Annotated in this window: 17 protein-coding genes; 15 read left to right on the forward strand and 2 right to left on the reverse strand. The window is 73.4% G+C overall.

Annotated elements, in window-relative coordinates:
• Window positions 1-159: 159 nt before the first annotated feature.
• The 5 genes from smc to MUB56_RS12650 all read left to right on the forward strand — a co-directional run bounded on the left by smc (window position 160) and on the right by MUB56_RS12650 (window position 8,794).
• Window positions 160-3,735: a chromosome segregation protein SMC gene (gene smc / locus MUB56_RS12630; RefSeq protein ID WP_244932239.1), complete on the forward strand. Its 3,576-nt coding sequence runs from the start codon at window positions 160-162 to the stop codon at window positions 3,733-3,735.
• On the forward strand, window positions 3,732-4,169 hold the full coding sequence (locus MUB56_RS12635; protein WP_244932240.1) for a thioesterase family protein: 438 nt from the start codon (window positions 3,732-3,734) through the stop codon (window positions 4,167-4,169). Before smc ends, MUB56_RS12635 begins: the two co-directional genes overlap by 4 nt.
• A gap of 84 nt (window positions 4,170-4,253) precedes the next feature.
• Window positions 4,254-4,451: a hypothetical protein gene (locus MUB56_RS12640; RefSeq protein ID WP_244932241.1), complete on the forward strand. Its 198-nt coding sequence runs from the start codon at window positions 4,254-4,256 to the stop codon at window positions 4,449-4,451.
• Between the two features lie 34 nt (window positions 4,452-4,485).
• Window positions 4,486-5,661, forward strand: coding sequence for a signal recognition particle-docking protein FtsY (ftsY, locus tag MUB56_RS12645; protein ID WP_244932242.1), 1,176 nt, complete (start codon window positions 4,486-4,488; stop codon window positions 5,659-5,661).
• Window position 5,662: 1 nt separating this feature from the next.
• Window positions 5,663-8,794, forward strand: coding sequence for a glycosyltransferase (locus MUB56_RS12650; RefSeq protein WP_244932243.1), 3,132 nt, complete (start codon window positions 5,663-5,665; stop codon window positions 8,792-8,794).
• Window positions 8,795-8,801: 7 nt separating this feature from the next.
• Here the strand turns inward: MUB56_RS12650 and MUB56_RS12655 are convergent, their stop codons facing one another.
• The gene (locus MUB56_RS12655; protein ID WP_244932244.1) at window positions 8,802-9,758 is read right to left on the reverse strand and encodes a rhamnan synthesis F family protein; all 957 of its coding nucleotides are present in this window, start codon (window positions 9,756-9,758) and stop codon (window positions 8,802-8,804) included.
• Between the two features lie 56 nt (window positions 9,759-9,814).
• Here MUB56_RS12655 and MUB56_RS12660 point away from each other — a divergent pair, with 56 nt between their 5' ends.
• The 9 genes from MUB56_RS12660 to MUB56_RS12700 all read left to right on the forward strand — a co-directional run bounded on the left by MUB56_RS12660 (window position 9,815) and on the right by MUB56_RS12700 (window position 19,213).
• Window positions 9,815-10,594, forward strand: a complete 780-nt coding sequence (locus tag MUB56_RS12660; protein ID WP_244932245.1) for a class I SAM-dependent methyltransferase — start codon at window positions 9,815-9,817, stop codon at window positions 10,592-10,594.
• Between the two features lie 19 nt (window positions 10,595-10,613).
• Window positions 10,614-11,609, forward strand: coding sequence for a glycosyltransferase (locus tag MUB56_RS12665; RefSeq protein WP_244932246.1), 996 nt, complete (start codon window positions 10,614-10,616; stop codon window positions 11,607-11,609).
• On the forward strand, window positions 11,606-12,526 hold the full coding sequence (locus MUB56_RS12670; RefSeq protein WP_244932247.1) for an NAD-dependent epimerase/dehydratase family protein: 921 nt from the start codon (window positions 11,606-11,608) through the stop codon (window positions 12,524-12,526). Before MUB56_RS12665 ends, MUB56_RS12670 begins: the two co-directional genes overlap by 4 nt.
• Window positions 12,527-12,748: 222 nt before the next feature.
• The gene (locus MUB56_RS12675; RefSeq protein ID WP_244932248.1) at window positions 12,749-14,029 is read left to right on the forward strand and encodes an ammonium transporter; all 1,281 of its coding nucleotides are present in this window, start codon (window positions 12,749-12,751) and stop codon (window positions 14,027-14,029) included.
• Window positions 14,026-14,364 (forward strand): P-II family nitrogen regulator, encoded by a 339-nt coding sequence (locus tag MUB56_RS12680; protein ID WP_244932249.1) that lies wholly within the window; start codon window positions 14,026-14,028, stop codon window positions 14,362-14,364. The genes MUB56_RS12675 and MUB56_RS12680 overlap by 4 nt, the downstream gene beginning before the upstream one ends.
• Before the next feature lie 110 nt (window positions 14,365-14,474).
• On the forward strand, window positions 14,475-14,813 hold the full coding sequence (locus MUB56_RS12685) for a P-II family nitrogen regulator (RefSeq protein ID WP_244932250.1): 339 nt from the start codon (window positions 14,475-14,477) through the stop codon (window positions 14,811-14,813).
• A gap of 57 nt (window positions 14,814-14,870) precedes the next feature.
• The gene (locus MUB56_RS12690; RefSeq protein ID WP_244932251.1) at window positions 14,871-17,090 is read left to right on the forward strand and encodes a [protein-PII] uridylyltransferase; all 2,220 of its coding nucleotides are present in this window, start codon (window positions 14,871-14,873) and stop codon (window positions 17,088-17,090) included.
• 77 nt (window positions 17,091-17,167) lie between these two features.
• Entirely contained in the window at window positions 17,168-18,736 is a 1,569-nt protein-coding gene (ffh, locus tag MUB56_RS12695) for a signal recognition particle protein (RefSeq protein WP_244932252.1), read from the forward strand.
• 108 nt (window positions 18,737-18,844) lie between these two features.
• Entirely contained in the window at window positions 18,845-19,213 is a 369-nt protein-coding gene (locus MUB56_RS12700; RefSeq protein ID WP_244932253.1) for an NYN domain-containing protein, read from the forward strand.
• A gap of 48 nt (window positions 19,214-19,261) precedes the next feature.
• Here MUB56_RS12700 and MUB56_RS12705 read toward each other — a convergent pair whose 3' ends face one another.
• On the reverse strand, window positions 19,262-20,425 hold the full coding sequence (locus tag MUB56_RS12705) for an ROK family transcriptional regulator (RefSeq protein WP_244932254.1): 1,164 nt from the start codon (window positions 20,423-20,425) through the stop codon (window positions 19,262-19,264).
• A 169-nt stretch (window positions 20,426-20,594) separates the two neighbouring features.
• Here MUB56_RS12705 and MUB56_RS12710 point away from each other — a divergent pair, with 169 nt between their 5' ends.
• Window positions 20,595-22,616 carry a glycoside hydrolase family 3 protein gene (locus MUB56_RS12710; RefSeq protein ID WP_244932255.1) on the forward strand — a complete coding sequence of 674 codons (2,022 nt, stop codon included), beginning with the start codon at window positions 20,595-20,597 and terminating at the stop codon, window positions 22,614-22,616.
• The last annotated feature ends 9 nt before the right edge of the window (window positions 22,617-22,625 follow it).

Consider the following 22,625-nt stretch of genomic DNA (forward strand, 5'->3'; position numbering starts at 1 on the left):
CGGGTGCACGTGGCGTACCCGGGCGGCCGGTCGGCAAACCGTTCCCGGGTGGTGGCGGGCCCGCGCGTTAGAGTGAGCCCGCTGAGCTTCCCCCGCGCAGCGCTGCGACGTTGCGACGCTCCGTGTCCGACCGACCGCCCACGGCGAGGGAGCCCGACGTTGTACCTGAAGAGCCTGACCCTGAAGGGGTTCAAGTCCTTCGCCTCCGCGACGACGCTCCAGCTCGAGCCCGGCATCACCTGCATCGTCGGTCCCAACGGCTCCGGCAAGTCCAACGTCGTCGACGCGCTCGCCTGGGTGATGGGCGAGCAGGGGGCCAAGTCACTGCGCGGCGACAAGATGGAGGACGTCATCTTCGCCGGCACCTCCGGCCGGCCGCCGCTGGGTCGCGCCGAGGTGGTGCTGACCATCGACAACTCCGACGGCGCACTGCCCATCGAGTACGCCGAGGTGACGATCACCCGCACGATGTTCCGCAGCGGCGGCTCCGAGTACGCCATCAACGGCCAGACCTGCCGACTCCTCGACGTCCAGGAGCTGCTGTCGGACTCCGGCATCGGCCGGGAGATGCACGTCATCGTCGGCCAGGGCCAGCTCGACCAGATCCTGCACGCCACGCCCGAGGACCGGCGCGGCTTCATCGAGGAGGCGGCGGGCGTCCTCAAGCACCGCAAGCGCAAGGAGAAGGCGCTGCGCAAGCTGGACTCCACCGAGGGCAACCTGACCCGGCTCAGCGACCTGCTCACCGAGATCCGGCGCCAACTCAAGCCCCTCGGCCGGCAGGCCGAGGTCGCCCGCCGGGCCGCCACGGTCCAGGCCGACGTCCGCGACGCGCGGGCCCGGCTGCTCGCCGACGACCTGGTCACCGCCCGGACCGCCCTGGACCAGGAGATGGCCGACGAGTCGCTCCTGCTCCAGCGGCGCGAGCACGTGGAGTCCGAGACCCAGCAGACCCGGGAGCGGGAGAGCGCCCTCGAGGCGGCCCTGCGCGAGGACCTGCCCGCCCTCTCGAGTGCGCAGGACACCTGGTTCGCGCTGTCGGGCCTGCGCGAACGGCTCCGCGGGACCCAGTCGCTGGCCGCCGAACGGGTCCGCAACGCCGCCGGCACGGCGGACGCCGACGTCTCCTCGGGACGCGACCCCGACGAGCTGGACGCCCAGGCCGAACAGGTCCAGGCCCAGGAGCAGCGGATCGGCGCCGAGGTGGACGCCCAGCGGACCGGCCTGGAGCAGGCGGTCACGGCGCGCAAGGCCGCCGAGGACGCGGCGGCCGAGGAGGAGCGCCGGGTCGCGGGCCTGCAACGTGCGGCCGCCGACCGGCGCGAGGGGCTGGCCCGGCTGCACGGCCAGGTCAACGCCCTGCGCTCCCGCGCGGCCGCCGCGGACGAGGAGGTCGGCCGGCTCGGCCTGGCGCGCGAGGAGGCGGTCGCCCGCGCCGACCGGGCCCAGCGCGACTTCACCTCCCTGGAGACCAAGGTCGCCGGGCTCGACGCCGGCGAGGAGGGTCTCGACGCCGAGCACGAGGCCGCCGTCGGCCTGCTCGACGACATCGAGGAGCGGCTGGCCAAGGCCCGCGACGAGGCCCAGCAGGCCGACCGCGCCCGCTCGACCCTGGCCGCCCGCAAGGACGCGCTGGAGATGGGCCTCGCCCGCAAGGACGGCGCCGGGGCGCTGCTGGCCGCCACCGACGAGATCTCCGGCCTGCTCGGCTCGGTGGCCGCCCTGCTGAGCGTGCGCAGCGGCTACGAGACCGCGGTCGCCGCCGCTCTCGGATCGGCGGCGGACGCCGTCGCCGTCACCGGCCCGGACGCGGCGGTCGCCGCTATCGGCCACCTCAAGGGCGACGCCCTCGGGCGCGCCGGGATGCTGCTCGGCGGCGGTCCGGCGGACGGGCTGCTCGACGACCGGGACTGGCCAGGACTGCCCACGAGCGCGGCGTACGCCGTCGACGTCGTGGAGTGCCCCGAGCCGCTGCGCCCGGCGCTCGCGCGGCTGCTGTTCAAGGTCGCCGTCGTCGACGACCTCGACGCCGCCCGCGCCCTGGTCCGCGAGTCGTCGGACCTGACCGCGGTCACCCGCGAGGGCGACGTCATCGGCACCCACTTCGCCTCGGGCGGCTCCTCCGACCAGCCGAGCCTGATCGAGATCCAGGCCGCCGTCGACGAGGCCACGGCCATGCTGACCGAGGCCACGGCCACGGGGGAGCGCCTGGGCTTCGACATCAGCCGGCTGGAGGCGGAGCGGCTGGAGGCGCAGAAGCGGGCCGACGTCGCGCTGGCCAAACTGCACGAGTCCGACGCCACGCTGGCGGCAGTGGCTGAGGAGTTGGGTCAGTACGGCTCCCAGGCCCGCGCCGCCCGCGGCGAGGCCGAGCGGCTCACCCAGGCGATCGCGAAGGCCGAGGAGGCCCGCGAGCAGGCCGTCGCGGGCCTGGCCGAGCTCGAGGCCCGGCTCACCAGCGCGGAGGAGGCTCCGGAGGAGGAGCCCGACACGACCGAGCGCGAGCAACTCGTCGAGGCCGCCCGCACCGCCCGCCAGGCCGAGATGGACGCCCGGCTCGCGCTGCGCACCGCCGAGGAGCGGGCCCGGGCCCTGCACGGCCGGGCCGACTCGCTGCGCCGCGCGGCCACGGCCGAGCGCGAGGCCCGGGCCCGCGCCCGCGAGCGCCGCGAGCGGCTGCTCCGCGAGGGCCGCGCCGCCGAGGCGGTGGGGACGGCCGTCGCCGTGGTCCTCGCCCGCCTCGAGGTCTCCGTGCACCGCGCCGCCGAGGCCCGCACGGCAGTCGAGCAGGCCCGCAGCGGCCGCGAGCAGGAGCTGCTGACCGTCCGCGCCCGGCTGCGCGAGCTCGGCAAGGAGCACGACGACCTGGTCAGCTCGGTGCACCGCGACGAGATGGCCCGTGCCCAGCAGCGGATGCGGATCGAGCAGCTCGAGGAGCGTGCGCTCGACGAGCTCGGCCTGGACCCCGACGGTCTGGTCGCCGACTACGGCCCGGACCAGCCGGTGCCCGCACCCGAGCTCACCCCGGAGCAGGTCGAGAGCGGCGAGGAGCCGCCGCCGCCCGCGCCGTACCTCCGCGAGGAGCAGCAGAAGCGACTGCGGAGCGCCGAGCGGGCGCTGTCGATGCTCGGCAAGGTCAACCCGCTCGCGCTCGAGGAGTTCTCGGCGATGGAGGAGCGGCACAAGTTCCTCACCGAGCAGCTGGAGGACCTCCGCAAGACCCGCAAGGACCTGCTCGACATCGTGCGCGAGGTCGACAGCCGGGTCGAGCAGGTCTTCACCGAGGCGTACGCCGACGTGGAGCGCGCCTTCGACGCGACCTTCGGCCGGCTCTTCCCGGGCGGCGAGGGTCGGCTGGTCCTCACCGATCCCGGCAACATGCTCACGACCGGCATCGAGGTCGAGGCGCGGCCGGCCGGCAAGAAGGTCAAGCGGCTCTCGCTGCTGTCGGGCGGTGAGCGCTCGCTGGTCGCGGTCTGCTTCCTGGTCGCGCTGTTCAAGGCCCGGCCCTCGCCGTTCTACATCCTCGACGAGGTCGAGGCGGCGCTCGACGACACCAACCTGGGCCGGTTGCTGGAGATCTACGAGGAGCTGCGCGAGAACTCCCAGCTGCTCGTCATCACCCACCAGAAGCGGACCATGGAGGTCGGCGACGCGCTGTACGGCGTGACGATGCGCGGCGACGGGGTCTCCGCGGTGATCAGCCAGCGGCTGCGCGAGGTCGAGCCGGCATGACCACGCGGCCCACCCGCGCCGACTACGTCGCCTGGCGGACGGTGACGACCCGGTGGCGCGACGACGACGCGTACGGCCACCTCAACAACGCGACGTACTACGAGCTCTTCGACACCGCCGTGAACGCCTTCCTGTTCGAGGCCACCGGCACGAACGTGCGGCACCTCCCGCAGATCGGGGTGGTCGCGGAGACGAGCTGCCGCTACTTCCGCGAGCTCGGCTTCCCCGAGCCCATCGAGACGGGCCTGGTGGTCGACCGGGTCGGCCGGTCGAGCGTCATCTACCGGATCGGGCTGTTCCAGGGCGACGGCGACGAGGCGGCCGCCGAGGGCCGGTTCGTGCACGTGTACGTCGACAACACCGACCCGGCTCGGCCCGTCGCCCCCCTGCCCGACGTGATCCGGGCCGCAGTCGAGCCCCTCCTGCGCGGCTGAACGAGGACGCGCGAGCGTCGTGTGCGACGGTGGGGGCCGGGGTATCGGGCCTCGACGGCTGCACAACTCTCGGGAGGACGTCTCGTGCTCTACCTCATCGTCACCATGCTCGTGATCCTGGTGATCTCGGGCGTGGTGGTGCTCTACGCCGCGTATCCGCATCGCGGCGAGAACATCCCGGTGTTGCCCTGGCTCGGAAACGCGATGACGCGGGCGGCCGACGCGATGCCCACCGTGGAGCCGGAGGAGACCGAGGAGCGGTCGATGGACTTCCACCGATAGTCGCTCGCCGAAGCACGCCTGATTGGATGTGGGCATGGATGCCGTCGCCCTCCTCGTCCTGATCGTCGCGCTGGTCGGGGTCGCCCTCATGGTGACCGTCGCCGGCCTGGTGGTGACGCGCCGTCGCAAGCCCGGACCGCTCCCCAACACCCACACCGACGTCCTCGGGAAGCCACCGGCCACCCCGGACGCGCCGCCGGTCGAGCTGAGCTCGCCGCCGGCGACGATCGAGGTCGAGCCCGAGCCCGAGATCGAGCCGGAGGCACCGGCCGCTCCGGCGCTCGAGAAGCCGGAGGGCACCGCCTCCCGCCTGGTTCGGCTGCGGCAGCGGCTGGCCGGCTCGCAGGGCGGCCTGGGCCGCGGCCTGCTGGCCCTGCTGAGCCGCGACCGTCTCGACGAGGACACCTGGGAGTCCATCGAGGACACCCTGCTGACCGCCGACATCGGGGTCGCGCCGACCCAGGAGCTGGTCGAGCGGCTGCGCACCCGGCTGCGGGTGGAGGGCGGCCCGGCCGATGCCCGCGCGGTGCTGCGCGAGGAGCTGGTCACCCTCGTCGACCCGACCATGGACCGGCGGCTGCAGGTCAGCGGTGCGGACGGCCGGCCCGGCGTCGTACTCGTGGTCGGCGTCAACGGTGCCGGCAAGACGACCACGGTCGGCAAGATCGCCCGGATCCTCGTCGCCGAGGACCGGAAGGTCGTGCTCGGCGCCGCGGACACGTTCCGCGCCGCAGCGGTCGACCAGCTGGCCACGTGGGGCGAGCGGGTGGGGGTCGAGGTGGTCCGCGGTCCGGAGGGCACCGACCCGGCCAGCGTCGCCTTCGAGGCGGTCAAGGAGGGCGTCGACCGCGGCGTCGACACCGTCATCGTCGACACCGCCGGACGGCTGCAGAACAAGGCCGGCCTGATGGACGAGCTCGGCAAGGTGAAGCGGGTCATCGAGAAGCAGGCACCGGTGACCGAGGTGCTGCTGGTGCTGGACGCCACGACCGGCCAGAACGGCATGATCCAGGCCCGGGTGTTCAGCGAGGTCGTCAACGTCACCGGCATCGTGCTGACCAAGCTGGACGGCTCGGCCAAGGGCGGCATCGTGGTCGCCGTCCAGCGCGAGCTGGGGGTGCCCGTGAAGCTCGTCGGCCTCGGCGAGGGCCCCGACGACCTGGCCCCGTTCAGTCCGGAGGCCTTCGTCGACGCGCTGCTCGGAGGGTGACGTGCCCCGTCCTCGTGGCCGGGTGGCCGGGATCCGCGACCTCCTCGGCCGCAGCCGGCGACCGCAGGAGAGCGGGGGCGACGAGGACCTGCTGGAGGCGTCCGCGCTCTTCGACGAGCAGTGGTACCGCCGGGTGGCCCGGGTGTCCGGCGAGGGACGGCGAGCAGCGGTTGCCCACTACCTCGCGCACGGGGCGGCCGCGGGGCTGACGCCCCACCCGCTGGTCGACCCCGACTACCTCTCCGCCGGGTTGGCCCAGGCGGGCCACGAGGTCGACGGCCCGACGGCGCTGGTCCGCTATCTGCGTGCCGCGGCGTACGACGTGCCCACCCACCCGCTCCTGGACCTGGACCACTACGTCGCCGCCCGTCCGGAGGCGATGGACCACCCGGGCGGTCCGGCAGCGCACTACTGCGAGGTCGGGGCGCCCGACGGCGTCCCGGCCAACGACTGGCTTCCGACAGAGCGGCCCGCGGGGCTCGTCGGCTGGCTCTCGGCGCGCCTCTCGGAGTGGCAGGACCGCGCCGCGGAGCACCGCTCCCGGCAAGCGGTCGGCAACGCTGCGGAGGTCGAGGACGCCGCGGACCCTCTGGTGGGGGTGATCCTCCTCGCCGGCCACGACCCGGCCGCCGAGCAGGTCGCCCTCGAGACCGTCGCGAAGCAGCGGGCGTGCCGCACGACGGTGTGCGTCGTACGGCCCGACACCCCCGGCGAGCAGGACGTCGACCGGGACGGCGCGGCCCTGCGATCGGTGCGCATCGGGCCGACCGGCGAGGCCGCAGCGGTCCGTGAGGCCCTCGATCTGCTCGGGACCGAGGAGGTCGGGTACGTCGCCTTCCTCGGGATCGGAGACACCTGGGCCCCGGATCGGCTGGACCGCGCCTGCCGCGTCATCGATGCCGGTGCGGACGCCGTCCTCGACACCCTCGAGGCGTTCGGCGGCGCCAAGCCCGTGGTCCGCCAGCGAGCGCTGCCGCCGGTCGGCGGGTGGCTCGGCCGCTTCACCGCGGAGCCGGCTCGGCTGGTGGTCTCCCGAGCCGCCCTGGACCGGGTGGGTCCGCTCGACGCGGACCTCCGGTCCGGCTGGGCGACCGACCTGCTGCTGCGACTCTCGCACTCGACCACGCTGGTCGGGGACGACCGCGTCGGCGTGCACCGCGACCGGGACGCACGTCGGGCCGGTCGTCCCCGTGGGCGGGCGGTGCTGGGACCCGAGGTCGAGCGGCTCCCGTCCTGGGGGGACGTGGCCCTCAACCGGCGGCTGGTCGACTGGCCCCGATTGCGAGCACAGACCCTCGACCCCGACACCGTCACCGTCATCGTCCCGACGTTTCGCGACTGGCAGCTGACCAGCGACGCCGTCGAGTCGGTGGTCGCGTCCGACGGGGTCGGCGGGCTCCGCGTGCAGTGCCTGGTCTGGGACAACGGCGGCGACCCGGTGACCGCCGCCGTGTTGGACTCGCTCGCCGTCCGGCACCCGGGCCGGGTCGAGGTCCTCCACCACCCGGAGAACCTCGGGTTCGCGCTCGGCAACAACCTGGCCCTCCCGCACGCGCGTGGCGAGATGGTCGTGTTCCTCAACAACGACACCTCCGTGCCGTCCGACTGGCTGCCGCCGCTCGTGGGGGCACTGGCGGACCCGGAGGTCCTCGGCGCCCAGCCGCTGCTGCTGTACCCCACGGGCTCGGTCCAGTGCGCCGGCGTGGCCTTCCCCGTCACCGGCGGTCTCCCGCACCCGTTGCTCCAGGGCTTCCCGGTCGAGGACGCCGCGCCGGTCGACGGGCTGCGGTTCGCGGCGATCACCGGCGCGGCCCTCGCCCTGCGCACCGCGGACGCCCTCGCGCTCGAGGGCTTCGACCCGGTGTTCACGAACGGGATGGAGGACGTCGACCTCTGTCGCCGTCTCGGCCGGCTCCGGCCCGGTCACTTCCGGGTGCTGAGCGCCGCACCCGTCGTCCACCACGAGTCGCGCACCCCGGGCCGCTTCGACCGCTACGAGGCCAACCGCGCGGCGTACCTCGACCGCTGGTCGGACGTGGACGAGCCCGGTGACGACGCGCGGCTGTGGGGTGCGGTCGGCTTCGACGTGGTCCGGCATCGCTCCCACCCCACGCCGAGTCGCCGGCGCCGGCTGACGGTCCCCGAGCCGGTGCTGGTGCGCACGGCGCCCGCGACCTCCCGGCCCCGCCCGCTGCGCTGGGCGATCAAGAACGCTGCGCCCGCCGGCGCGGTGGGGGAGCTCTGGGGCGACACCCACTTCGCGGCGGCCATCGCCCGCGCCCTGCGCGACCTCGGGCACCAGGTGGTCGTCGACCGGCGACCCGAGTTCGACCGGGCCACCAGCACGCACGACGACGTGGCGCTGGTCCTGCGTGGCCTCGCCCCGTTCTCGCCGGCGCCCGAGCAGGTCAGCCTGCTGTGGGTGATCTCCCACCCCGACGAGGTGACCCGGCACGAGGCCCGACAGCACGACTGCGTGCTGGCGGCCAGCACCGCGTGGGCCGAACGCCGCAGCCGCGATTGGGCGCTGCCCGTGCAGCCGCTGCTCCAGGCCACCGATCCCGCGCTCTTCCACCCCGATCTGGCCCGGCCCGACACCGGCGACCCGGTGCTCTTCGTCGGGAGCTCGCGCCGCCAGTACCGCCCCGTGGTCCGCGACGCGGTCGAGGCCGGCCTGCCGATCACGGTCTACGGTCGGCAGTGGGAGGAGATCCTCCCGCCCGGGCTGGTCCGTGCCGAGTTCCTCGACAACGCTGCGCTCGGGGCGGCGTACCGAGGTGCCGGCGTGGTGCTCAACGACCACTGGGAGGACATGCGTCGGGAGGGCTTCGTCTCGAACCGCATCTTCGATGCTGTCTCGAGCGGGGCACGGCTGGTGACCGACGACGTCCGGGGGCTCGACGGACTGTTCGGCCCGTCGGTGCAGGTCTACCGCGACCAGGCCGACCTGGCCCGGCTGGTGGGCCTGGCCGATCCCGACCCGGTGTTCGGCGACGACGGCACCCGGCGGGCCGCGGCGGCCGCCGTGCACCGCGACCACTCGTTCGCCGCGCGCGCGGCCCAGCTGGTCGACCTGGCCCAGGCGGCACGACACCGGCGCGGTATCGGCCGTGACACCAGGACGGTCCCGTGAAGGGACCTCAGCGGTAGCGGACGACCGGCCCGAGCAGCGGGGACAGGACCACCCGGCGGGGCAGTACGTCCTCGGAGCGTCCGGGATAGTGAGCTGCCGTCAGCTCGAGGTGTCGGCGTACGCCGTCGAACGCCTCGGGGAACAGCTGCTCGCAACGGTCCAGCAGCCGGTCCGCCCCGAGCCGGAACGGGTCGTGGCGCAGCACCTCGAGCTTCACCATCGGCAGCCGCGCGTCGGCGAGAACCCGGTCGGCGAGCACGATCGTGGGATTCCAGGGGCGCGAGCCGCGATCGCGCAGCTCGGCGAGGTCGGCCCGGGATCGCGGCGCACCCACCCGCAGGGCCGCGGCCCAGGCCTGCCGCCGCCGTGCGGTACGCCGGTCGTCGGCGCTCGGGCGGAAGTACGCCGCCGAGCGCAGTCCGGCCTGGTGGAGCCTCTCGCTGAGGCCCACCTCGTAGCGGCGGACCACCTTCCACCGGCGCGACAGCGGCTTCATCTCCGCCCAGAACCGCTGGAACTCCGGATCGGCCAGCACCGGCGCCCGGAAGCAGGTGAAGTAGCTCTGAACGTGGGGACGCAGCTGCTCGGAGGCGGTCAGCCCCCAGAAGTCCGCCGGGTCGTCGGCCATGTCGTCGAGGAGCCGGTCGTAGCTGCGGAGCGGACCGATGAAGGAGTCGTTGCAGATCAGGACCTCGTCGTACGCCGTGAGGTCCCCGGCGGAGGCGAGCCCGACCTGGTAGGAGAGGAAGTCGTAGCCGACGTTCTCGCGCTCGATGAGCCGGACGGGCCGACTGCGGAGACGCTCGCGGGCGTCGGGGGCGAGCGCGGCCGTCGTGACCACCACGACGTCGTCGAACGTCGCCGTCAGCGCGTCGATGTTCCGGTCGACATGGGGGGCTAGCTGGCCGGTCGGATCGAAGTGGGCCAGCACGGCCAGCCGTCTGCCGCGCTCCGGGGTGGCCACCGGGTCATCGTAGTGGGGACGCTCGGTCCTTCGGCCACTCGCTATGCTCCGGGGCCATGACACCGGACGTGGGGCCGAACCCAGGCTCCCCGTCCATCCAGCAGGCCGACTACTGGTGGTACCGAGCCCGCGGCGAGCTGCTGCGGTCGGTCATGGAGCCGCACCTCGGCCGTCCGGGCCGGGTGCTCGACGTCGGGTCCGCGGACGGTCCCAGCGTCTCGTGGCTGCGGGGGCGCGGCCATCGGGTCGCCATGGACCTCGACCCGCGCGGTCTCGAGCCCGGGGACGTGTGCGGGTCGGCGCTGCGGCTCCCGTTCGGCGCCGGGACCTTCGACGTCGCGGCCGCCTTCGACGTGGTCGAGCACTGCGAGCCGGAGTTGGAGGCGCTGGCCGAGCTGTACCGGGTGCTGGTGCCGGGCGGCCTGCTGCTGATCTCGGTGCCGGCGTACACATGGGCCTGGACCTCCTTCGACGACCTCAACCACCACCACCGCCGCTACACCCGGCGGCGGGCCCGGGTCGCGGTCGAGGCGGCCGGGTTCGAGGTGGTGCGGACGACGTACGCCTTCGCGGGCACCTTCCCGTTCTTCGCCGCCGAGCGGCTGCGGACCCGGCTGGTCGAGCGCGGGCGCCCTCCCGTGTCGGCCGGAGCGGGGGAGGTGCCGCCGCTGCCGGCGGTCGGTCGCGTCGTCGAGCGGATCCTGCTCGGCGCCACCGCCCTGGACCGGCGACTCCTGCCCCGGCGGGATCTGCCGTTCGGGTCCTCGGTGCTGGTCGTCGCCCGGCGGCCCGTGGACCAGCGGGATACCCAACCGGCTACCCCGGACGTGACCTAGTGTCGCTAGCGTGGCAGGGGTGAATGACGAGAGCAGCGTCCACGCCATCTCGGTGGTGATCCCCGTCTACCAGGGGGAGCACACGCTCGCGCACCTGCTCGCCGACCTCGAGCCGTGGCACCAGCCGTTCCTGACGCCGGACGGTCACCGGGCCCGGGTGGCCGAGGTGTTGCTCGTGCACGACTGTGGGCCGGACGGCTCCGACCGGGTCATCCGCGAGGCAGCTGCGGCCCACGAGTGGGTGCGTCCCGTCTGGCTGAGCCGGAACTTCGGTCAGCACGCCGCCACCCTGGCGGGCATGTCCTCCTCGGGCGGTGACTGGGTGGCGACCCTCGACGAGGACGGCCAGCACGACCCTGCGGACCTCGGCACGATGCTCGACCGGGCGATGGCCGAGCAGGCCGACGTCGTGTACGCCGCCCCGGTCAACCCGGCGCCGCACGGGTTCCTCCGCAACGCGTCGTCCCGGCTGGCGAAGCGCTCGATCGGCCTGCTCAGCGGCCGGGCCGAGGCGGCGTCCTTCCACAGCTACCGGCTGATGCTCGGCGACGTCGCGCGGTCGGTGGCGGCGTACTCCGGCTCCGGGGTCTACCTCGACGTCGCCCTGGGCTGGGTCAGCCGGCGGGTGGTCACCGCGCCGGTCCGGCTGCGGGCCGAGGCCCGGGCCTCCGGCTACGGATGGCGGACGCTGATGTCCCACTACTGGCGGATGGTGCTCTCCGGCGGCACCCGGGTCCTGCGCGTGGTCAGCCTGCTGGGCTTCGTCTTCGCCTCGCTCGGGTTCCTGCTCGCGGCCTTCGTGGTCTGGGCCCGGCTCTCGAACCAGATCGAGGTGACCGGCTGGGCCTCGTCCATGGTCACCGTGCTGCTCAGCTCCGGGGTCCTGCTGTTCACGATGGGCGTCGTCGCCGAGTACCTGGGGGTCGCGGTCAACATGGCCATGGGCAAGCCCCTCTACCTGGTCGTGCGTGACCGCGCCGACGGTCCGCTCTCCCGGCCCCGGCCGGGCCCGTGACGCTGCTCGTCGTCGGGCGCGGGCTGCTCGGGACGCGGGTCGCGGCGGCGGCCGAGGCCCGCGGCATCGTCGTCCTCGGGGTGCGCGTCCCGTGGGAGGAGCCCGCCGCGGCGCTGGACGCGCTGCTCGCGGCGGCCGCCTCCGCCGCCGCCGAGGACCCCGACTGGGACCTCGCCTGGTGTGCCGGAGCCGGGGTCGTCGCCACCGCGGAAGAGGACCTGGCGGCCGAGGTCGCGCTGTTCCGGGGCTTCGTCTCGCGGGTGCGACCGGCTCCGCGCACGTTCTTCCTGTCCTCCTCGGCCGGCGGCCTGTACGCCGGCTCGGCTGGCCCGCCGTTCACCGAGGCGCACGAGCCGCGCCCGCTGGCGCCGTACGGCCGGGCGAAGCTGGCGATGGAGGAGGCCTCCGACGAGCTGGCCGCGGCCGGCACCCGGGTGCTGCTGGGCCGGATCGCGAACCTCTACGGACCCGGCCAGGACCTGGAGAAGCAGCAGGGCCTGATCTCCCAGCTGTGCCTGACCCACGTCACCGGTCGACCGCTCCGGCTCTACGTCTCCTTCGACTCGCTGCGCGACTACGTGTACGTCGACGATGCGGCCGACCTGGTCCTGGCCATGCTCGCCCGGGGCGCGACGCTCGAGCCGGGCAGCATCGTGGTCAAGATCCTGGCGTCCGGGACACCGACCTCGGTCGCGGTGCTCGTCGACGCGTGCGTGCGCGCGTTCCGCCGGCGACCGCACGTCGTCCAGTGCGCCACGACCGGGGGAGCCCAGGTGCTCGACCTGCGCCTGCGATCGGGGGTGTGGCCCGATCTCGACGCCGCGCTGCACACGCCGCTGCTCGTCGGTCTGCGGGCCACCGCCGACGACGTGGAGGCCCGACACCGGGCCGGGGAGCTGGCCCGGCAGCTCGGCTGAGAACCCCGACGACCCGGTCGGCAAACGCGGCTCTCGTGCACGAAATGTCGAAGTAACGCCGACCCCAGGTCTGTTACGAGGCCGAAACATGAACCGGGTGGCGGCGAAACCTCCGACCAACAAGGTAACTGGCGAACGGGGCGAACCGGGCCCGACATCGTCGTCACGCCCGCCGCCTTCCCGAGTTTCCCTGGAGGTTCTGTGGACGGCTATTACGCCTTCATGCTCGTCGCGACAGCGTTGGTCCTGATGATGACGGTGCCGGCACTGGCCCTCTTCTACGGCGGCATGTCGCGCTCGAAGTCCGTGCTCAACATGATGATGATGTCGTACGTCGCCGCGGCGATCGTCGGCATCCTGTACGTCGCCGTCGGCTGGTCGATCGGCTGGAGCGGCGACGGCACCTTCTTCGCCAACCCGTTCGAGCTGTTCTGGCTCGACGGCGTCGAGACCGGTGACTACATCTACGTGATGTTCCAGATGACCTTCGCGATCATCACGGTCGCGCTGATCAGCGGCGCGGTCGCCGACCGGATGAAGTTCTCCGCCTGGGTGGTCTTCGTGCCGATCTGGGCGCTGCTGTGCTACTTCCCGATGGCGCACATGGTCTTCAGCTGCACCGAGGACTCGCTCATCTGCGGCCGGATCGGCGCCCAGGACTACGCCGGCGGCACGGCCGTCCACATCAACGCCGGTGTGGCCGCGCTCGTGCTCGTGCTGCTCCTCGGCAAGCGCTTCGGCTGGCCCAAGGACAAGATGCGCCCGCACAACCTGACGCTCACCATGCTCGGCGCCGGTCTGCTGTGGTTCGGCTGGTACGGCTTCAACGTCGGCTCGATCGTCTTCACCGGTGAGACCGACGAGGAGAACATCGCCCAGTTCATCTCCGAGACCGGCCGCACCTTCGGCAACACCACCCTCGCCACGATGGCCGCCATCCTCGGCTGGCTGCTCATCGAGCGCATCATGCACGGCAAGGCCACCTCGCTCGGCGCCGCGTCCGGCATCGTCGCGGGCCTCGTCGCGATCACCCCGGCCGCCGGTGCGGTCGACCTCGAGGGTGCCGTCGCCATCGGCCTCATCGCCGGTGCGGTCTGCGCCTGGGCCGTGGGCCTGAAGTTCAAGCTCGGCTACGACGACTCCCTCGACGTGGTCGGCGTGCACCTGGTCGGCGGCATCGTCGGCACCGTGCTGATCGGCGTCTTCTCGACGTCCGACGGAGCGGGCGGGATCGACGGCCTCTTCTACGGCGGCGGCGTGGGCGCGCTCGGCGACCAGGCGCTCGGCGTGATCGTCGCGGTCATCTTCTCCGGTGTCGTCACGGCGATCATCGCGCTGGCCATCAAGTACACGATCGGCCTGCGGATCAGCGAGGAGGACGAGGTCGAGGGCATCGACATCGCCGAGCACGGCGAGTCGGCGTACGACCTGCACACCGGCACCGGTGGGGGCGGCGGCAAGACCGGCATCCTCAACACCTCCAAGGAAGGGGCCTCCGTATGAAGCTCGTGACCGCGGTCATCAAGCCGCACAAGTGGGAGGACGTCCGCGAGGCCCTCGAGACCTTCGGCGTGACGGGCATGACCGTCAGCGAGGTCAGCGGCTACGGCCGGCAGAAGGGCCACACCGAGGTCTACCGCGGTGCGGAGTACGACATCGCGCTGGTCCCGAAGATCCGCATCGAGATCGTGGTCGACAACGACGACGCCGACGACGTGGTCGGGATCGTCGTCAAGACGGCCCAGACCGGCCGGATCGGTGACGGCAAGGTGTGGGTCAGCCCCGTCGAGACCGTCGTCCGCGTCCGCACCGGGGATCGGGACGAAGCAGCACTGTGATCCACCGGCGGCCCGGCTCCCTGCGAGGGGAGCCGGGCCGCCGTCTTCCGGGCCCGGGCTCGGGCATGATTCGTCTCGTCGTCTCGCACCTGTGGGGTTAAGGGGTACACATGAAGCTCGTGACCGCGGTCATCAAGCCGCACAAGTGGGAGGACGTCCGCGTCGCCCTGGAGTCGGTCGGCGTGACGGGCATGACCGTCAGCGAGGTCAGCGGCTACGGCAGGCAGAAGGGCCACACCGAGGTCTACCGCGGTGCGGAGTACGACGTCGCGCTGGTCCCCAAGCTCCGCCTCGAGATCGTCGTCAGCGACGGTGACGTCGAGGCCGTCGTGGAGGCCGTGCGCGCCAGCGCCGAGACCGGCAAGATCGGCGACGGCAAGATCTGGGTGGCGCCGATCGACTCGGTGCTGCGCGTGCGCACCGGCGACCGCGACGACGCGGCGCTCTGAGTCGCCCGTGCCCCATCCCCTCCCGGTCGCGGTGCCCGGCACGACCGCCCGGACATCGTGACCGCTGCTGAGCGCGCCCGGCGTACCGCCGAGGCGGACGCCCTGTGCGTGCAGGCGTACGCCGACTGCGGCGGTCCCGACACCGGCGTGGCGCTGGTCGCGGTCGGCGGCTACGGCCGGGGCGAGCTCGCCCCGCACTCCGACCTCGACGTGGTCCTGGTCTGCGACGAGGGGGTCGGCTTCGGTGACCTGGGCGAGCGGATCTGGTACCCGCTCTGGGACTCCGGCAAGACGATCGACCACTCGGTACGGACCTTCCCCGAGATGGTGGCCGCCGCCGACGGTGACCTGCGGGTCGTGCTCGGCCTGCTCGACATCCGGCACCTGACCGGCGACCCGAACCTCACCCTGCGGCTGCGGACCACGATGCTCGCCCAGTGGCGGCGACAGGCGCTGGAGCGGCTCCCCGCGCTGCACGAGCTCGTGCGCGGCCGGCACCGGCTGATGGGCGAGCTGGCCCATCTCTCGGTGCCGGACCTGAAGGAGGCCGAGGGCGGCCTGCGCGACGCCACCGTCTTGAAGGCACTCGTCGCAACCTGGCTGGTCGACGTCCCGCACGTGGAGCTGGAGCAGAGTCGGGTCGCGCTGCTCGACGTGCGCGACCTGGTGCACGCGGGAGTCCGACGGGCCACCGACCGGGTCGCCCCCGAGGCCTGGGACGAGCTCGCCACGGGCCTGGGCGTGGCCGACGCCCGGGCCGCGCAGGTGCAGGTCCGCGAGCTCGGCCGGCGCATCACCCACCTGTCCCGCCTGACCTGGCGACGGGTCGAGGACCGGCTCAAGCAGCCCGCCGCGGTCGGGGCTCGCCGGCCCTCGCTGACACCGCTGGCGTCAGGCGTGGCGTTGGCCGGGCGCGAGATCGTGCTGGACCGGAAGGCCCGACCGGCGGAGGATCCCGCGCTGCTGCTCCGGGCCGTGGCGGCCGCGGCCGAGCACGACGCGGTTCTCGCGCCGGCGACCGCGGCGCGGCTCGCCCGGGAGTGCGCCCCGCTGCCCGACCCGTGGCCGGCGGAGGCCCGCCAGCTGTTGGTCCGGCTGCTGGCGTCCGGCCGCGGCCTCCTCGCGGTCTGGGAGACCCTGGAGGAGACGGGAGCCCTCGCCCGGGTGCTGCCGGAGTGGGAGCGGATCCGGCTGCTTCCGCACGCGTCGGTCATCCACCGCTTCACCGTCGACCGGCACGTGGTCGAGACCTGCATCGCGGCGTCGTCGCTGATCCGCCAGGTCGCCCGCCCCGACGTACTGATGGTGGCGGCGCTGCTGCACGACATCGGCAAGGGCAGTCTCACCGAGCACAGCGTGGCCGGCGAGCCGATCGCCCGCGCGATCGCGGCCCGGCTCGGGTTCGACCAGGCCGCCGTCGACCGGATCGCCACCCTCGTGCGCTGGCACCTGCTGCTCGCCGACACGGCGACCACTCGCGATCCCGACGACCCCGCGACGGTCGAGCTGGTCGCCTCGAAGATCGGCGATCCCGAGACGATGCGGCTGCTGACCGCGCTCACCGAGGCCGACGCGCGGGCGACCTCGCCGAAGGCCTGGTCGTCGTGGCGCTCCGGACTGATCCTGGACCTGGCTCGGCGCGCCCAGGCCGCGCTCGACTCCGGCTCGGCGTTCCCCGCGGTCGTCACCGAGGAGGTGTCGATCCCGGCCGACGCTCGCGGGGGAGCGCTGTCGCTGAGCGTCGAGACGCTCGACGACGGCGCCCGGGTGACCGCCATCGCGCACGACCGCGTCGGGCTGCTCGCCGATCTCGCCGCACTCTTCGCCCTGCACCGGGTGCCGGTGCGCGCGGCCCGCGCCTGGTCGCAGGACCAGTACGGCGTCTCGGTCTGGGAGATCGGCGAGGGTCCGGTCGACGCCGCGGTGCTCCGCCAGACCTACGAGGGGGTGCGGGAGGGCCGGGTCGACCCGGCCACCAGGCTCCGGCCCTCCGCGGACCGCTCCCTGGCCCCGTCGGTGGTGGTCCGGCCCGAGGCCTCCGACCAGGCGACCGTCTTGGAGGTCCGCACCGAGGACCGGCCGGGAGTGGTCTACCTCGTCTGCGCGGCGCTGGCCCGGATGGAGGTGGCGGTCCGATCGGCGCACGTCGACACGCTCGGGCCCCAGGCGGTGGACGTGTTCTACCTGCAGGAGGCCGCGGCCGGCTCGCTGGGCGACCAGCGAGCGGCCGAGGCGGCCCACGCCGTACGGGCCGCGCTCACGCGCCAGGACGCCTGAGCGTCGCCCGTGCGACCCGAATGAGCACCCGACGTTAGGCTGGCCCCGTCACGACCGCACTCTCCGCGAGGACCCTCTTGTTCGCCACTCTCTCCGACCGGCTCGCCGACACCTTCAAGAACCTCCGGGGGAAGGGCCGGCTCTCCGACGCCGACATCGACGCCACCGCGCGTGAGATCCGGATCGCGCTGCTCGAGGCCGACGTCGCGCTGCCCGTCGTCAAGGAGTTCGTGGCGGCCGTCAAGGACCGCGCCCGCGGCGAGGAGGTCAGCGGTGCGCTGAACCCCGCCCAGCAGGTCGTCAAGATCGTCCACGAGGAGCTCGTCGGGATCCTCGGCGGCGAGACCCGGCGGCTGCGCTTCGCCAAGAGCGGACCGACCGTCATCATGCTGGCCGGCCTCCAGGGTGCCGGCAAGACGACCCTCGCGGCCAAGCTCGCGCTCTGGCTCAAGGAGCAGGGCAAGACCCCGATGCTGGTCGCCTGCGACCTCCAGCGCCCCAACGCCGTCACCCAGCTGCAGGTCAACGGCGAGCGGGTCGGCGTACCCGTCTACGCGCCGGAGCCCGGCAACGGCGTCGGCGACCCGGTCGCGGTCGCGCGGGCCTCGATCGAGGAGGCCAAGCGCAAGCTCCACGACGTCGTCATCATCGACACCGCGGGCCGCCTCGGTGTCGACGCCGAGCTGATGCAGCAGGCCGCCGACATCCGCGACGCCGTCCAGCCCGACGAGGTGCTGTTCGTCGTCGACGCGATGATCGGCCAGGACGCCGTCTCGACCGCGCAGGCGTTCCTCGACGGCGTCGGGTACGACGGCGTCGTCCTCACCAAGCTCGACGGCGACGCCCGGGGTGGCGCCGCGCTGTCCATCGCCTCGCTCACCGGCAAGCCGGTCATGTTCGCCTCCGCGGGCGAGAAGCCGACCGACTTCGACCTCTTCCACCCCGACCGGATGGCCTCACGCATCCTCGACATGGGCGACATGCTCACCCTGATCGAGCAGGCCGAGAAGACCTTCGACTCCGAGCAGGCGCTCAAGGCCGCGCAGAAGCTCAGCGGCCAGGGCGGTGAGTTCACCCTCGACGACTTCCTGCAGCAGATGCAGCAGGTCCGCAAGCTCGGCTCGATGTCGAAGATCATGGGGATGCTGCCCGGGATGGGGCAGTTCCGCGAGCAGCTCGAGAACTTCGACGAGCGCGAGATCGACCGGATCGAGGCGATCATCCGCTCGATGACGCCGGCCGAGCGCGACAACCCCAAGCTGATCGACGGCTCGCGCCGGGCGCGCATCGCCCGCGGCTCCGGCCGCCAGGTCTCCGACGTCAACCAGCTCGTCGACCGCTTCTTCGAGGCGCGGAAGATGATGATGCAGATGGCTCGGGGCGGCGGGATGCCCGGCATGCCGGGGATGCCTGGGATGCCTGGCCTGCCCGGCGCGGGCAAGCGCGGCAAGGCCAAGTCCCAGCCCAAGAAGGGCAAGGGCGCGAAGCGCTCCGGAAACCCCGCCAAGGCCGCCCAGGAGGCCGCCGCGGAGAAGGAGAAGGCCGGCGCGGGCAACCCGTTCGGCAACCCCGGCGAGGCGATCGACTACGAGAAGGCTGCGGCCGAGCTGGACCTGCCGAAGGATTTCTCGAAGTTCCTGAAGTGAGGGGTCGCGTGAGTTTCTCCGCCTAGGCGGAGAAACTCCCTGCTGGCGCATGAAGTATCTCGACACCAGCGCGAGTTTCGTCGGACCGGTGTGACAGGAGTGGCCAGCGTGACGACTGTCCTGGTGGTCGACGGCGCGAACGTCGTGGGCAGCCGTCCTGACGGGTGGTGGAAGGACCGGGCCGGTGCTGCACGGCGGCTGCACGAGGGGCTGCTGGTCGCGGACACGTCGTACGACGTCGTGGTGCTGGTGCTCGAGGGAGCGGCCAAGGGCGGGGTGAAGGCGGGGCGGGACGGTCACGTCCGCACCGTGCACGCTCCGAGGGACGGCGACGCCACCATCGTCGCGGAGGCGCAGGCCGCCGCCGATCGCGGGGACCGGGTCACCGTCGTCACCGCCGACCGGATGCTGCAGGCCCGGGTGCAGGGGCTCGGCGCCCTCGCCCTCGGCCCCTCCTGGCTGCTCGACCAGCTGTAGCGCCGAGCCGGCGCGAAGGTCGTCGGCAAACTGGACCAAGCTCGGCGGTCAGGCGGCGGCGCGGGCGATCGCGAGCGCGACGGCGCCGACCACCTCGGCCCGGTCGCCGAGGGCACCCGGGACGACCCGCACGGCGGCCGCGGTGTCCGGCTGGGCGTAGCGGTCGATGGCGTCGCGGACCCCGGCGACCAGCGAGGGTGCCGTGCCGAGGGACCCACCGAGCACCACCACGGCCGGGTTGAGGCTGTTGCACAGGTCGGCGAGCGCCCGGCCGACCGTGCGGCCGGCGTCGCCCAGCACCCGGCGTACGCCGGCGTCCCCGGTCAGGTCGAGCTCGAGGACCCGCTCGGCGCTGAGCTCCTCGTCGTACGCCGGCGCCAGCAGGCGGAGCAGCCGCGGGGCGGCGACTACGGTCTCCAGGCAGCCGCGGTTGCCGCAGCGGCAGACCTGCCCGTCCTCGCCCACCTGGACGTGCCCGAGCTCGCCGGCGAGCCCGCTCGTGCCACGGTGCAGCCGGCCGCCGAGCACGATGCCGGCGCCGACCCCGCTGGCGACCTTGAGGTAGACCAGGTCGCTCGTCCCGCGGGCGACGCCGTGCCCGAGCTCGGCGAGCGCCCCCAGGTTGGCGTCGTTGTCGGCGTGCACGGGTACGCCGAGGCGGCGGCCGAGCTCCTCGGCCGGCAGCATCTGGTGCCAGCCGGGCATGATCCCGGTGCTGATCCGGGCCGAGCGCCGGTCGATCGGGGCCGGCACGCACATGCCGACCGCCTGCAGGTCGGCGTGGGGGAGTCCGGCCCGGTCGAGCTGGCGGCGTACCAGCGCGGCGGCCCGGTCGAGCGCCCCGGCCCCGTGTCCGTCGACGTCGAGGCCGGCGAGCTCCTCGGCGAGCACCGTGCCGGCCCGGTCGGCCACCGCCACCCGCACGTGCCGGTGGCCGAGGTCGACCCCGGCGACGCTGCCGGCGGGTGCGCAGAGGGCGACCAGCACGGGTGGCCGTCCGCTCCCGCCCTTGTGCGGCCGGCCGCGGTCGGTGGTCTCGGTGACGTGCCCGCTGTCGATCAGGTGGGCGACCAGGCTGGAGACGGTGGTCCGCGAGAGCCCGCTGGCGCGGGCCAGGTCGGCGCGGCTCATCGGACCCTCGGTGCCGAGCAGGGCGGTGACGGCGCGGCTGTTGGCGGCGCGCAGCCGCTCCAGCGAGCCCGACCGGGACATCCTCCGACGGTAGACCGATTCGTCCGGAGAGCGGACGAATAAGTCCGATGATCGGCGTCTTTCCGCATTGACCCTGCGGAATCGCGCTTCCTACGTTGGCCGGGCGCGCCCCCCGCGCGCCCCGTCCGGTCGACGACGCCCGGCCGGGCTCTCGGGCAAGGAGTCACAGATGTCGACGAAGGAGTCACCCCAGCTCGACCCGATCCGCCGCGGACGACGGCGTACCGCGGCCCTGGTCGGCGGCCTGGCCGCCGTGCTGGCCGCCACCGGCCTGGGCGCCGTCGAGGCCCCGTCCGCGGGCGCGGCGGACCCGCTGCCGTACCAGAACCCCTCCCTCCCCACGCACCAGCGCGTCGCCGACCTGCTGGGCCGGATGACGATCCAGGAGAAGGTCGGCCAGATGACGCAGGCCGAGCGGATCGACGTGGCCGCGGACGCCTCGCTCATCGCCACGTACGGCCTCGGCAGCGTGCTCTCCGGCGGCGGTTCGACGCCGACGGAGAACACCCCGGAGGCCTGGGCCGACATGGTCGACGACTTCCAGCGGGCCGCGCTCGGGACCCGGCTCGGGATCCCGTTGCTGTACGGCGTCGACGCCGTCCACGGGCACGGCAACCTGAACGGCGCCACCGTCTTCCCGCACAACATCGGCCTGGGCGCGACCCGCGACCCCGACCTGGTCCGCAGGATCGCCCACCTGACGGCGAAGGAGACCCGCGCGACCGGCCCCAACTGGAACTTCTCGCCCTGCGTCTGCGTCGCCCGCGACGACCGCTGGGGCCGCACCTACGAGTCGTTCGGTGAGACTCCGCGACTGGCGACCCGGCTGGGCGGAGCCGCCATCGACGGGCTGCAGGGCCGTCCGGGCCAGCTCGACCGCCCCGACCGGGTGCTCGCCACCGCCAAGCACTACGCCGGCGACGGCCTGACCGACTGGGACACCGGGGAGGGTGACTACACCGTCGACCAGGGCATCGCCCGGGTCAGCCGGAGGGAGTTCCGCCGGCTCGCGCTGGCGCCGTACCCCGCCGCGGTCCGCAAGCACCACGTCGGCTCGGTGATGCCGTCGTTCTCCAGCGTGGACTGGACCGAGGACGGCCTCGGCAATCCCGTGAAGATGCACGCCAGCACCGAGCTGATCACCGACGTGCTCAAGGGCGAGCTCGGCTTCGACGGCCTGGTGATCTCGGACTGGCGCGCGATCCACCAGCTGCCCGGTGACTACCGCACCCAGGTCGAGACGTCGGTGAACGCGGGCGTCGACCTGTTCATGGAGCCGACCACCACCAACACGGTCGGTTATCAGCAGTTCATCGAGACGCTGCTCGACCTGGTCGCCGACGGCGAGGTCGCGACGTCGCGCATCGACGACGCCGTCTCCCGGATCCTGACCGCCAAGTTCGAGCTCGGCCTGTTCGAGAAGCCGCTCACCGACCGTCGTCATCTCGACACCGTCGGCAGCCGGGCGCACCGGGCGGTCGCCCGTCAGGCGGTCGCCGAGTCGCAGGTGCTGCTGACCAACAGGCGGCGCACGCTGCCGCTGCAGCCCAAGCGTCAGCCGGTGTACGTCGCCGGCAGCAACGCCGACAACATCGGCAACCAGGCCGGCGGCTGGACGCTGACCTGGCAGGGCGGGTCGACCAACGTGATCCCCGGCGACACCATCCTCGACGGCATCGAGAAGGCGTCGAAGCGGGCCGTCGTCCACAGCGCGACCGCGAGCAAGCCGATCCCGCGGCAGGCGGCCGGGATCGTCGTCGTCGGCGAGACGCCGTACGCCGAGGGCTTCGGCGACGTCGGCGGCCCGCGGTGGGCCTACGACCCGGGCGACAACGGGGTCCCGCGACCCGCTCAGACCATGCAGCTGAGCGAGGCCGACACCCAGGCCGTCGAGCGGGTGTGCGCGCAGGCCCGGTCCTGCACCGTCGTCGTGGTCTCCGGCCGCCCGCTGATCCTGCCGAGGCGGCTGCGTTCGCAGGTCGACGCGATCGTCGCGTCCTGGCTGCCGGGCAGCGAGGGGCGGGGCGTCGCCGACGTGCTCTTCGGGCAGCAGCCGTTCACCGGGAGGCTGCCGGTGACCTGGCCGCGCAGCCTGGCCCAGGAGCCGATCAACGTCGGCGACCGCGACTATGACCCGCTGTTCGCCTACGGACACGGCCTGACCACGAGGAAGATCCGGCACCGGCGGTAGCGTCGCCCG

The sequence above is a fragment of the Nocardioides sp. W7 genome, assembly GCF_022919075.1.
In the GTDB taxonomy this organism is placed as follows: Bacteria; Actinomycetota; Actinomycetes; order Propionibacteriales; family Nocardioidaceae; genus Nocardioides.